This is a genomic window from Galbibacter sp. BG1 (assembly GCF_013391805.1).
Taxonomy (GTDB): domain Bacteria; phylum Bacteroidota; class Bacteroidia; order Flavobacteriales; family Flavobacteriaceae; genus Galbibacter.
This window is the reverse complement of record NZ_CP058364.1, coordinates 1983976-1995693: the sequence shown is the minus strand read 5'-3', so window position 1 is coordinate 1995693 and position 11718 is coordinate 1983976. Positions and strand designations below refer to the sequence as shown.

General features: G+C 36.3%; 14 protein-coding genes. 11 read left to right on the top strand and 3 right to left on the bottom strand.

Going from position 1 to position 11718, the window contains the following annotated elements; all coding sequences use genetic code 11:
* The first annotated feature begins 86 nt into the window (after positions 1-86).
* From HX109_RS08860 to HX109_RS08815, 10 genes are all read left to right on the top strand, one after another.
* Positions 87-1550: an anthranilate synthase component I family protein gene (locus tag HX109_RS08860; protein WP_255462659.1), complete on the top strand. Its 1464-nt coding sequence runs from the start codon at positions 87-89 to the stop codon at positions 1548-1550.
* Positions 1551-1623: 73 nt separating this feature from the next.
* Positions 1624-2292: an anthranilate synthase component II gene (locus HX109_RS08855; RefSeq protein WP_255462658.1), complete on the top strand. Its 669-nt coding sequence runs from the start codon at positions 1624-1626 to the stop codon at positions 2290-2292.
* A gap of 54 nt (positions 2293-2346) precedes the next feature.
* Positions 2347-2571: a four helix bundle protein gene (locus tag HX109_RS16325; protein WP_255462657.1), complete on the top strand. Its 225-nt coding sequence runs from the start codon at positions 2347-2349 to the stop codon at positions 2569-2571.
* A 122-nt stretch (positions 2572-2693) separates the two neighbouring features.
* Positions 2694-3683, top strand: coding sequence for an anthranilate phosphoribosyltransferase (gene trpD, locus HX109_RS08845; RefSeq protein ID WP_178951212.1), 990 nt, complete (start codon positions 2694-2696; stop codon positions 3681-3683).
* Positions 3684-3723: 40 nt separating this feature from the next.
* Complete coding sequence (locus HX109_RS08840; RefSeq protein WP_178951210.1) at positions 3724-5097, top strand: WG repeat-containing protein; 1374 nt, start codon at positions 3724-3726, stop codon at positions 5095-5097.
* Positions 5098-5121: 24 nt separating this feature from the next.
* Entirely contained in the window at positions 5122-5901 is a 780-nt protein-coding gene (gene trpC / locus HX109_RS08835; RefSeq protein WP_178951208.1) for an indole-3-glycerol phosphate synthase TrpC, read from the top strand.
* Positions 5902-5924: 23 nt separating this feature from the next.
* Positions 5925-6596, top strand: a complete 672-nt coding sequence (locus tag HX109_RS08830) for a phosphoribosylanthranilate isomerase (RefSeq protein WP_178951206.1) — start codon at positions 5925-5927, stop codon at positions 6594-6596.
* Between the two features lie 38 nt (positions 6597-6634).
* Complete coding sequence (trpB, locus tag HX109_RS08825) at positions 6635-7819, top strand: tryptophan synthase subunit beta (protein WP_178951205.1); 1185 nt, start codon at positions 6635-6637, stop codon at positions 7817-7819.
* A gap of 37 nt (positions 7820-7856) precedes the next feature.
* Positions 7857-8633 carry a tryptophan synthase subunit alpha gene (gene trpA, locus HX109_RS08820; RefSeq protein ID WP_178951203.1) on the top strand — a complete coding sequence of 259 codons (777 nt, stop codon included), beginning with the start codon at positions 7857-7859 and terminating at the stop codon, positions 8631-8633.
* A 91-nt stretch (positions 8634-8724) separates the two neighbouring features.
* Positions 8725-8865, top strand: a complete 141-nt coding sequence (locus tag HX109_RS08815) for a hypothetical protein (RefSeq protein ID WP_178951201.1) — start codon at positions 8725-8727, stop codon at positions 8863-8865.
* Positions 8866-8903: 38 nt separating this feature from the next.
* Here HX109_RS08815 and HX109_RS08810 read toward each other — a convergent pair whose 3' ends face one another.
* Positions 8904-9560, bottom strand: a complete 657-nt coding sequence (locus tag HX109_RS08810) for a uracil-DNA glycosylase family protein (protein ID WP_178951199.1) — start codon at positions 9558-9560, stop codon at positions 8904-8906.
* A gap of 59 nt (positions 9561-9619) precedes the next feature.
* Between HX109_RS08810 and HX109_RS08805 the strand changes: the two genes are divergently transcribed.
* Positions 9620-9748 carry a 30S ribosomal protein THX gene (locus HX109_RS08805; protein ID WP_178951197.1) on the top strand — a complete coding sequence of 43 codons (129 nt, stop codon included), beginning with the start codon at positions 9620-9622 and terminating at the stop codon, positions 9746-9748.
* A 52-nt stretch (positions 9749-9800) separates the two neighbouring features.
* On the opposite strand, the gene yaaA is transcribed toward HX109_RS08805, so the two are convergent.
* Positions 9801-10562: a peroxide stress protein YaaA gene (gene yaaA, locus HX109_RS08800; protein WP_178951195.1), complete on the bottom strand. Its 762-nt coding sequence runs from the start codon at positions 10560-10562 to the stop codon at positions 9801-9803.
* A 112-nt stretch (positions 10563-10674) separates the two neighbouring features.
* Entirely contained in the window at positions 10675-11715 is a 1041-nt protein-coding gene (locus HX109_RS08795) for an RluA family pseudouridine synthase (protein ID WP_178951193.1), read from the bottom strand.
* Between the last annotated feature and the right edge of the window lie 3 nt (positions 11716-11718).

Here is an 11718-nt window from a genome sequence, read left to right as displayed (position 1 = left end):
CCTCCCCTAACCCCTCCCCATAATGGAGGGGAATGAAATTAGGGGAGTCTAAAAAGAATGAAATATTTCAAAAATCTAAGAGACTTATGAAAAAAAATAAAAATTATAGACAAATTAACTCCCCTTTTCCTTCGGAGAGGGGGGCGGGGGGAGAGGCCTATCATTTAAAAACCAATTACAAACAAATACTTGCCGACACCATAACACCGGTAAGCGTTTACCTAAAAATACGCGATCGATATCCGAATAGTATTTTATTGGAAAGTAGCGATTACCATGCCAACGATAATAGCTTTTCTTACATCTGCTTTAATCCCATTGCTACCATAAAGGTTGAAAAAAATGAGATTTCAAAGACATTCCCAGATGGAGCCGCTTCCAAAGAAAAGATTACAAAAGAAACCCATGTACCTGCTGTAATAGAAGACTTCACCAAACATTTTAAGTCGGAAAAGAATGATTTTAAATTCATAAACAATGGTCTGTTTGGCTATATTGCTTACGATGGAGTTCAATATTTTGAAGATATTGAAATTACAAAAAAGGAAGATTCCTTAGAAATCCCAGATATCTATTACGCCGTTTATCAAAACATAATAGCCATCAACCACTTTAAAAACGAAGCTTATATATTTTGTCATTGTTATGATTGCGAAAACAATATTGATGAAATACATCAATTATTACAGGCTAAAAACTTTGCTTCCTACAATTTTTCCAAAGTGGGGAACCCAGAATCTAAATTAAAAGACGACGATTACAAACAGCTTGTAGAAGAAGCCAAGAAACACTGCCATCGCGGGGATGTTTTTCAATTGGTACTAAGTCGTCGCTTCGCCCAAAAATTCAAGGGAGACGAATTTAATGTATACCGTGCCTTACGATCTATAAATCCGTCACCCTATTTATTCTATTTCGACTACGGAAACTTTAAAATTTTTGGCAGCTCACCAGAAGCGCAACTCATCGTAAAAGATAATAAAGCAGAAATTCATCCTATTGCCGGTACATTTAAACGTACTGGAAACGATGAAAAAGACGCAGAACTGGCCAAACAACTTGCGGTAGACGAAAAAGAGAATAGCGAACATGTAATGTTGGTTGATTTGGCGAGAAACGACCTCAGCAGAAATGGAAATACCGTAGAAGTGGAAACCTATCGGGAAGTACAATTTTTTTCCCATGTTATCCATTTAGTTTCCAAGGTAACCGGACAAAAAAAGAAAGAAATACCAACCATGCAAGTAGTTGCAGATACTTTCCCGGCTGGCACATTAAGCGGTGCCCCAAAATACATGGCATTAAAACTCATAGATAAATACGAAGCTACCAACCGCGATTATTATGGTGGTGCCATCGGTTTTATGGATTTTGAAGGTAATTTTAACCACGCTATAATGATCCGTACTTTTTTAAGTAAGAATCATGAACTTTATTTTCAGGCAGGAGCAGGAATTGTTTCAGAATCTAAACCAGAAAGCGAGTTACAAGAGACGTATAATAAATTAGGAGCTTTAAAAAAAGCAATGGAAATGGCGGAAGATATATAATAGCCTCTCCCCCTTACCCCTCTCCAAAGGAAAGGGGAAAAACTATCTTGAATGAAGAAACACAAAATTAAAAATGAAGACGAAAGAAAATAACGCCCAGCAAATCCCCTCCACATCGGAGAGGATTAAGGAGGGACTCCAAATATTAGTTATAGATAATTACGACAGTTTCACTTATAACTTGGTGCATTACCTAGAGGACCTAGGTTGCGAAGTAACTGTTAAAAGAAATGACCAATTAACGCTGGAGGAAGTAGCTCCCTTCGACAAAATTGTACTTTCACCGGGGCCGGGAATTCCAGAAGAAGCTGGACTGCTAAAAGCCATTATAAAAGAATATGCGCCTACCAAAAGTATTTTCGGGGTATGCTTGGGGCAACAAGCTATCGGTGAAGTTTTTGGTGGAAAACTCATAAATATCGACGAAGTATATCATGGTGTGGCCACTAAAATAGAAATCTCTCAAGACGATCCTATTTATAAAGACCTTCCTAAAGAGATTGAAGTGGGAAGATACCATAGTTGGGTTGTAGACCCTAAATTGCCTTCAGTGCTAAAAGCTACCTCTTACGATGAAAACGGTCAAGTTATGTCCCTTACCCATACCGAATACGATGTATGCGGAGTTCAATACCACCCAGAATCCGTTCTTACGCCGCATGGCAAGAAAATTTTGGAGAATTGGCTTAATAAAAAGACCGAAGACAGAAGCCAGGAGAGGGAAGTTTATAACATCAACTAATGTCCAATGGAATATAAATTTAAATTCGAAAAACTATTAGTTTGGCAAAAAGCCATGAAATTAGGAGAGGATATTAATGAGGTTACATTAGGTTTCCCTGCAAAAGAACAATTTAATCTATCGTCACAAATTAGGAGAGCTGCCGATTCCATCGCTTTAAATATAGCCGAAGGTTCTATCGGACAAACAAATCCAGAGAATAGAAAATTTCAAGGCTATGCGATCCGTTCCATTGCTGAAGTAGTTACTTACATAAAGCATTCAACAGAAATTACATAACCAAAAATAAATTCGAGATTCTTTATGAAGACTTATTCAGTCTTATGAATATGATGATTGCATTTAAAAAAAGTATAAAATAAAACACCGGACTACGGACTTCCGTCTGCCGACTTATAATCATGAAAGAAATACTAAACAGATTAATAAACCACGAAACCATCTCCAAGGAAGAGGCCAAAAACGTGCTTGTGAATATTTCCAACGGGGAATACAATACGAGTCAGATTGCCGCATTCTTAACAGTTTATATGATGCGTAGCGTTACCATTGAAGAGCTAGAAGGTTTTCGGGATGCACTTTTAGAGTTGTGTTTGGCAGTAGACTTAAAAGAATACAACGCCATAGATCTATGCGGCACAGGTGGAGATGGCAAAGATACTTTTAATATATCTACTTTAGCCTCTTTTGTAACCGCCGGTGCAGGTGTGCATGTTACCAAGCACGGAAACTATGGCGTGTCTTCAAAATGTGGATCTAGCAATGTTATGGAGCATTTAGGAATTAAATTTTCCAATGATCAAGATTTTTTGAAAAGATCTATCGCTGATGCTGGTATTTGCATTTTACATGCCCCTCTCTTCCACCCTGCTATGAAAAATGTAGCTCCCATTCGAAAAGAATTGGCGGTAAAAACTTTTTTCAATATGCTCGGGCCAATGGTTAATCCCGCTTTCCCAAAAAATCAAATGGTCGGGGTCTTTAACTTAGAGCTGGCCAGAATGTACGGCTACCTCTATCAAAATACAGATAAAAATTATACCATTTTACACGCCCTCGATGGCTACGATGAGGTTTCGCTCACGGGCCCTACCAAAGCCATTAGAAATCAAACCGAACAAATGCTTAAGGCTAGCGATTTTGGGGTAGAAGAACACCAGCAATCCGACATTACCGGTGGCGATACTATAGAAGCTTCCGCAAAAATTTTTATGGATGTTTTAAGCGGGAAAGGAACAGAAGCACAGAACAATGTAGTATGCGCCAATGCAGGAATGGCAATTGCTACGGTAAAAGAACTCACTCCTAAAGAAGGTTTTGAACAAGCCAAAGAATCATTATTAAGCGGAAAAGGGTTAACTGCTTTTAATAGATTAAATTCTATGTCGTGAAATTCTAAGTAAATAAACATTCTAACTAATTCATTATAAAATGAAAAATTTATTAAGTCTGATCATTATATTAATTTTAAACAGTAACTGCATCCAATCACAAGTTATCGAGGAAAGTGCAACAACAGTAGAAGAAGCTCCTAGAAGTATAGACCAGGACTATTATATTACTCAATTAAATGGGAAATATATACTTACAAACAAAAATGGTGATCCATTCATATCAAATATTGATGAAATCTCTTATGCATCAGGTTTCTCATCAAATTATGTAGTAAAAAAAGAAAATAAGGTTGGTCTCGTATCTGCTCGATTTGAGAAAATTCTTATTCCAATAGAATATGATACTATTGAAAATGTCTATGGACAATATTGGGTTGTAACATTAGAAAATAAATTAGGTTTATACACTGATGATATAACACTAGAACCTGAATTCGATGAAATAAAATTTTCTACTCAAAAAGGAGCGGAAATCCATGTTAAAAAAAATGGAAAATATGGTATCCTAAACAAAAAAGGTGAATTAGTAGTCCCAATAGTATATAATGAAATTATATTAAAAAATAATTTGTTTGAGCTAAAAAAAGACGACAAAATTAGTTACTTAATTGATGGTAAAATAAGTAAATACAATATTAATGGAAATAATGTCTTTCGTACATCTAAATATGATAATTATTACGTTTTTTCTGAAAATAAAAAAAAGGGAATCTTAGACGACAGTAATAATATTGTAATTGAACCTAAATATGATGAAATAAAATATAAAAGGATATACTATCACAGTAACCTTCCTGAAGATATTCTGATTGTTAAGAACAAAGGGAAATGGGGTATAATAGATATTCAAGAAAACAATATTATTCCAGTTAAATATGAAAGTTTAAATATGCAATTTCCTGAAAAAATTATTCTTGGTAAAAATGGATTCAAACAAATTTATGACACCCGGTCAAAAAAACTTAATGAAGAATATAATTTCGATAAATTCTCTCAATACTCCAAGGATTTCAGCATAATACGAAAAGACAACAAAGAAACCTTAATTGACAATGATAATTTAAACATGTTATTCCCTTATCAATACGACTATATAGTACATGATTACCTTCCAAGTAACAAATTGATTATTGTGGAAATGAATGAAAAAAAAGGTATCATTAATATTCATAATGAAATTTTGATTCCCATAATTTATGATGAAGTTGAATTATTTTGTGAAAATAACATAGTTGTCAAAAAAAACGATGAATATTCAATTCTAAATAGTAATAATAAAATATTAATCCCTTTCTCTAAAAACGAGATTTTTGTATACACGAAAAATGATAACACAAAAGGTTTAGGAATATATTCCGAAAATTCTCCTAAAAGAGATGAGTATGATTGTGACTTAAATAAGATAGAATAAAATTCATTTAACCAATTAAAAAAAATGAACATTTTAGATAAAATAGTAGCAGATAAAAAGAAAGAAGTAACTTTAAAAAAAGAGTTGATTCCGGTTTCACAATTAGAAGCCAGTGTTCTTTTTAGTAGGAATTGCTTTTCTTTAGCTGAAAAATTAAAGGCAAGCAACACTGGTATCATCGCAGAACATAAACGCCGTTCGCCTTCAAAGTCGGTCATCAATCAATCTTTGAATGTTCAAGATGTGGCCAAAGGTTATGAGAACGCCGGTGCCTGCGGGATGTCGGTACTCACCGATGGGAAATATTTTGGAGGTTCGCTAGACGATTTGTTACTCGCTAGGGCTTCGGTCTCGATTCCGTTATTGCGTAAAGAATTCATCGTAGACACTTATCAATTAATAGAAGCAAAAGCCTATGGCGCCGATGTTATTTTATTGATTGCAGCTATTTTAACGCGCTACGAAACTAAATTGCTTTCAGAAACAGCAAAAAATCTTGGATTGGACGTGCTGCTGGAAGTCCATAATGAGGAAGAACTTGAAAAATCCATTATGCCGAGCTTAGATATGTTAGGGGTAAATAACAGAAACCTAAAAACGTTCGAGGTAAGCTTGGAGATAAGCAAATCCCTTTCAGAAAAAATACCAGATGATTTTGTAAAAGTTTCAGAAAGTGGCATTAGCAATATTCAATCAATTAAAGAATTAAAACCTTACGGATATAAAGGTTTTTTAATAGGAGAAAACTTTATGAAAACAGATAATCCTGGAAAAAGTGCTACCGATTTTATAAAGAAATTATAAGTGATTACAAATTTGACATTAGCATGAAAATCAAAGTCTGCGGAATGAAATACCGAGAAAATATAGAAGCTGTTGCAGCATTGCAACCAGACTACCTCGGATTTATATTTTATGAAAATTCTGCCCGTAACAATGAAGACACGGTGCCTACACTGCCATCCAACATTCATAAAGTTGGGGTTTTTGTAGATGCTGAAATTGATTTTGTTGTTGAAAAAGTAAAAAAACATCAGCTGAATGCCATACAACTTCACGGAAAGGAGTCTGCTGAATATTGCAAAGAGCTTAGAAATAGGATAATGACCCCGGAAACTGGCCTAAAGGAAAATAAAACAACTTCACATGAGGAAACAAAGAACATTAAAATCGTAAAAGTTTTTTCCATTAAAGATGAATTCGATTTTGGCAGGTTGCAACCTTTTGAAGATACGGTCGATTTCTTTTTGTTTGATACCAAAGGAAAGCTCCCAGGTGGAAATGGTTATTCTTTTAATTGGGAAGTTTTAAAAAACTACCCTTCCAATAAACCATTCTTTTTAAGTGGAGGGATCGGGATGGAGCACTTAGAAAAAATAAAAAACATGAATCTGGAATTGCCCATTCACGCCATAGATGTAAACAGCAAGTTTGAATTGGAACCGGGCTTAAAAAACGTAGAACTGTTGCAAAATTTTGTAAAAGACTTCAGGTTTTAGAATAGCTGTGATGGACATAAGAATTAAATTTTAAACGAATGAAAACATATAACGTAAACGAAAAAGGATATTATGGCGATTTTGGGGGTGCTTACATTCCAGAAATGTTATACCCTAATGTTGAAGAATTACGCCAGCAATATCTTTCTATAATGAACGAAGAGTCTTTTAAAGAAGAATTCGATCAATTACTGAAAGATTATGTGGGGCGCCCTTCCCCTCTCTATTTCGCAAAAAGAATGTCTGAGAAATACGGGGTTAAAATTTATCTTAAGCGGGAAGACCTCAATCACACCGGTGCCCATAAAATAAACAACACTATTGGGCAAATTCTAATGGCAAAGCGTTTGGGCAAAAAAAGAATTATTGCAGAAACGGGAGCTGGGCAGCATGGAGTTGCTACCGCTACCGTTTGTGCACTTATGGGGATTGAATGTGTGGTGTACATGGGAGAAATTGATATTTCCCGACAAGCTCCAAACGTGGCTCGTATGAAAATGCTGGGTGCCGAGGTACGCCCGGCGCTTTCAGGAAGTAGAACTTTAAAAGATGCCACCAACGAGGCCATTCGGGATTGGATAAATAACCCTGTAGATACGCATTACATTATTGGTTCTGCCATTGGTCCACATCCTTATCCAGATATGGTTACCCGTTTTCAAAGTATTATTTCTGAAGAAATAAAATGGCAGCTTAAGGAAAAAGAAGGGCGTGAAAATCCAGATTATGTCGTTGCATGCATTGGGGGAGGCAGTAACGCCGCTGGAACATATTACCACTTTTTAGATGAAAAGGACGTTGGAATAATCGCTGTGGAAGCTGCAGGAAAAGGAGTTAACTCAGGAGAAAGTGCGGCTACCTCAGCATTGGGCAAGGAAGGAATTATCCATGGATGCAAAACCTTATTGATGCAAACTGGGGACGGCCAAATAACAGAACCTTATTCCATTTCAGCCGGATTGGATTATCCCGGTGTTGGACCCATGCATGCCCATTTATACCGTTCAGGGCGTGGGGAATTCTTTTCTATTACCGATGAGGATGCCATGAAAGCGGGACTGGAGCTGTGCAAAACCGAGGGCATCATCCCGGCGATAGAAAGCTCCCACGCGCTGGCAATTTTCGATCATAAAAAATTCAAAAAAGAGGATGTTATCGTAATCAACCTTTCCGGGCGTGGGGATAAAGACCTGAATACTTATATTGATTATTTCGATTTGTAAAATTCAGGGGTATTTTAAACAAGAAATTACAAAACCAATGAACAGAATTAATAAAAAACTACAGGAAGATAAAAAACTACTTTCCATATACTTTACCGCCGGTTACCCAAATCTGGAAGATACGGTTCCTATAATTGAAAAACTTCAGGAAAGTGGTGTGGACATGCTCGAAATAGGACTCCCCTTTTCTGATCCGCTGGCCGATGGACCGACCATTCAGGAAAGTTCTACCAAAGCCCTAAAAAATGGAATGACAACCGCAAAGTTGTTTGATCAATTAAAGGATATCAGAAAAACAGTTTCCATTCCCTTAATTATTATGGGTTATTTTAACCCGATGATGCAGTATGGCGTGGAAGCATTTTGCAAAAAATGTGCAGAAATAGGCATCGATGGTTTTATTATTCCGGATCTTCCAGTGGATGTCTACCATGAAGAATACCAAGAAATTTTTGAGAAATACGGCCTTATAAATGTTTTTCTTATAACCCCGCAAACTTCAGAAGAACGCATCCGTTTTATAGACTCTGTTTCCAACGGGTTTATTTATCTGGTAAGTTCTGCAAGTGTTACCGGCGCCAAAAGTAATTTTGGGGATATCCAAAACGAATATTTTAAAAGAGTGGACGCTCTGAACCTTAACGCACCCCAAATAGTTGGCTTTGGTATAAGCAATGCGGAAACCTTTAAATCGGCTACCAAATATGGGAAGGGCGCGATTATTGGTTCTGCTTTTATAAAAATGATTACCGCTGAAGGAATTAATGGTATTGAAAAGTTTATTAAAGGAATTAACCCCACCTCAAACCCTTAATTGTTAAACCATTAACAAGATTTTACCATTGCTTTAATAGAGTTTTGAACATATGCTTTGTATATTACAGTATAATCAAAAAAAGAAAGTTATGAGCACTATTAAAGATAAAAAATGGAAAAGAAAACACGAACAAGATAATCCTACCAATCCAACAGGAAATAGGAATATCGACACCAATAAATTTGATATTGATGAAGAAACCATCAAAGATCAACAAAATAAGAAATAGGTTTGATTCCCCCGAAATCTATCTTAAGTGAATATTTATCACTTAAAATATTTTGAATACTGAAGCACTCTAAAGTCAATTGTATTGAAGTTTGGGTGCTTCTTTTTTAATGCCTTATACGCTGGTATGGCTCCCACTGCCCTATTCGCAGCGCCAGAAGGAGATGTTAGTGAAATGGTTTCAATTATTCTGCCATTCAATTTAAAAGAAAACCTCCTCGGGACTTCCAAAGAAACAGGAGTTAACATAATATTTTTTTGCTTCCATTGTTTTCTGAAGAAATATTCTGGTCCGTTTTTACTATTGCCGCCCATAAATAATAATGTACCGATTGTCGGATTTTCAACTAATTGACTCAAAATATCCCTACAAACTACATTTTGCATTCCAAGGTCGGAAGCGTCTATAGCTTCCCTTTCTGCGGAATCCACAATATCGCAAATTCCAATTCTGTGCCTTGTTAGAAATTCTTTCCGCTGACTAATCGCTTTTGGGGTGGTTTCAAATAGTAGATTTAATTGAAAAATTTCATTCAGTACAGGCCATAAATAACCATCCCTACTACCGTAGCAAAAATCTACATCCCCAGGTTTGAATTCCCTTACCGAAAAACGTGGTGGTGGAAGCGTACCGACGATGAGTTTAGTAGCTTTTTTAGGAATATAAGGTTTGTATGGGTGCTTATGTAGGAACATATTCTTGATTTACACTGACAAAATAACTAACTTTAAACTTAATTATAAATGTAAAGGTTATGGGAAAAGGAGATAAAAAAACAAAAAGGGGTAAAATTAGCAGGGGAAGTTATGGCGTACGCCGCCGGAAAAAAATAAAAAAGCGTACTCCTGTGGAAGAAAAAGTAAGTGTAGATACTAAAAAGTAAATAGATACCCCCAAAGGTTTTAAAATCTTTGGGGGATTTTTATAGGTATTTGCTATCTCACAAAAACCAGTTCGTTCTTCTTTTTGGTATGCTCCTCGCTAAATGCATACCCATCGTAATCAAAACCTTTTAAATCTTCGAGGGTTTTTGCATTGGTATCTATAATATAACGCACCATGGAACCCCGTGCTTTTTTGGCGTAGAAACTAATAATTTTCAGTTTATCGTTCTTCCAATCCTTAAATACGGGAGTAATTACAGGAACCTTTAATTCCTTCTCATTCACAGCTCCAAAATATTCATTACTGGCTAAATTCAGAAAAAGCTCTTCTTTGCCAAGCTCCTCGTTAAGTTTTGCTGTAATTTTCTTCTGCCAAAATTCGTAGAGATTTTTATTTTTTCCGATGGAAAGTTTCGTACCCATTTCCAACCTATACGGTTGCATAAGATCTAAGGGTTTTAAGACACCATAAAGTCCGCTTAAAATCCGTAATTTTTCTTGAAGGCTATCAATTTTATCCTGTGGAATGGTATAGGCATCCAAACCGGTATAGACATCGCCATTGAAGGCATAAATGGCAGGCCTTGAATTTTTTGGGGTAAAAGGCGTTGTAAAATCTTGATTACGCTGCCAATTTAAATCCGCTAGTTTTTCTGAAATACTCATGAGCTCCGAGAGCTTCTTGGGAGATTTCTTTTGAAGCACTGTGTTTAATTGCTCCGCTTCTTTTAAAAATTCAGGATTTGTATATTTATCGGTAGGTAATTCCGTTTCAAAATCCAGTGATTTTGCAGGTGATACAACTATTTTCACAAGTAGCTCTTTTTTTTTAAATTATTCTCTTTTTCACATATAAAGATACGACGAAGAAAGCATAAAAAAAGAACTAAAGATTTGTTCTTTTCTATGAATAAATTAGTAAAATCTATTCTTCGCTTAGTTCTTGGTGCTTGGCGTAATTTCTCCACTTCTCCAAACATTGCTCCATATCTTCAGGAATATCGGTATTGAAACTTAAAAATTTACCGGTTACCGGATGTTCAAAACCTAGTGTTTTAGCATGAAGTGCCTGTCTGGGAAGCACCTTGAAACAATTCTCCACAAACTGTTTGTATTTCGTAAATGTAGTACCCTTCAAAATTTTATCCCCGCCGTAGCGTTCATCATTAAAAAGTGTGTGTCCAATATATTTCATATGCGCCCGTATCTGGTGTGTTCGCCCCGTTTCCAATTTGCAGGAAACCAGAGTTACATACCCAAACCGTTCCAACACCTTAAAATGGGTAATGGCATCTTTTCCTTGTTCTCCATCGGGAAAAACAGTCATTTGCAAACGGTTTTTAGGATGCCTTCCAATATGTCCCTCTACAGTACCTTCCTCTTCTTCAATGTTCCCCCAAACTAAGGCCACATACTCCCTTTCACTTGTTTTATTAAAAAACTGTTTAGAAAGGTGCGCGAGTGCTTCCTCCGTTTTGGCAACTACCAATAATCCACTGGTATCTTTATCGATACGGTGTACCAGGCCAGGACGTTCGTTGCTGTTCATGGGAAGGTTTTCAAAATGGTAAATAAGCGCATTTATGAGCGTTCCAGAATAATTTCCATGCCCAGGATGCACCACCATTCCCGCGGGTTTGTTTACTACCAATAAAGTATCGTCTTCGTAGACAATATCAAGGGGAATGTTTTCGGGGGTCAATAAATATTCGTGAGGCGGATGCTCAAACAACACTTTCACCTCATCATTCGCTTTTACTTTATGATTGGATTTTACAGCAGTACCATTTACATAAATATTACCTGCTTTAGCCGCCTGCTGAATTTTATTCCTCGTGGCATTTTCAATAAAATTCATTAAAAATTTATCCACACGAAGGGGCTCTTGCCCTTTTCCGGCCTTAAAACTATAATGCTCGTAGAGTTCGTCGTCTTGATTAAAATCGTCTTGTGTTTCTTGCGTCATTTC

Excerpts from the sequence above, each read along its gene's own strand:
- HX109_RS08860 (WP_255462659.1), top strand. The coding sequence starts at position 87 with ATGAAAAAAAATAAAAATTATAGACAAATTAACTCCCCTTTTCCTTCG.
- HX109_RS08810 (WP_178951199.1), bottom strand. The coding sequence starts at position 9,560 with ATGTTCCTACATAAGCACCCATACAAACCTTATATTCCTAAAAAAGCT.
- trpA (WP_178951203.1), top strand. The coding sequence starts at position 7,857 with ATGAACAGAATTAATAAAAAACTACAGGAAGATAAAAAACTACTTTCC.
- HX109_RS16325 (WP_255462657.1), top strand. The coding sequence starts at position 2,347 with ATGAAATTAGGAGAGGATATTAATGAGGTTACATTAGGTTTCCCTGCA.
- HX109_RS08795 (WP_178951193.1), bottom strand. The coding sequence starts at position 11,715 with ATGACGCAAGAAACACAAGACGATTTTAATCAAGACGACGAACTCTAC.
- HX109_RS08815 (WP_178951201.1), top strand. The coding sequence starts at position 8,725 with ATGAGCACTATTAAAGATAAAAAATGGAAAAGAAAACACGAACAAGAT.
- trpD (WP_178951212.1), top strand. The coding sequence starts at position 2,694 with ATGAAAGAAATACTAAACAGATTAATAAACCACGAAACCATCTCCAAG.
- trpB (WP_178951205.1), top strand. The coding sequence starts at position 6,635 with ATGAAAACATATAACGTAAACGAAAAAGGATATTATGGCGATTTTGGG.
- trpC (WP_178951208.1), top strand. The coding sequence starts at position 5,122 with ATGAACATTTTAGATAAAATAGTAGCAGATAAAAAGAAAGAAGTAACT.
- HX109_RS08830 (WP_178951206.1), top strand. The coding sequence starts at position 5,925 with ATGAAAATCAAAGTCTGCGGAATGAAATACCGAGAAAATATAGAAGCT.
- HX109_RS08840 (WP_178951210.1), top strand. The coding sequence starts at position 3,724 with ATGAAAAATTTATTAAGTCTGATCATTATATTAATTTTAAACAGTAAC.
- HX109_RS08855 (WP_255462658.1), top strand. The coding sequence starts at position 1,624 with ATGAAGACGAAAGAAAATAACGCCCAGCAAATCCCCTCCACATCGGAG.
- HX109_RS08805 (WP_178951197.1), top strand. The coding sequence starts at position 9,620 with ATGGGAAAAGGAGATAAAAAAACAAAAAGGGGTAAAATTAGCAGGGGA.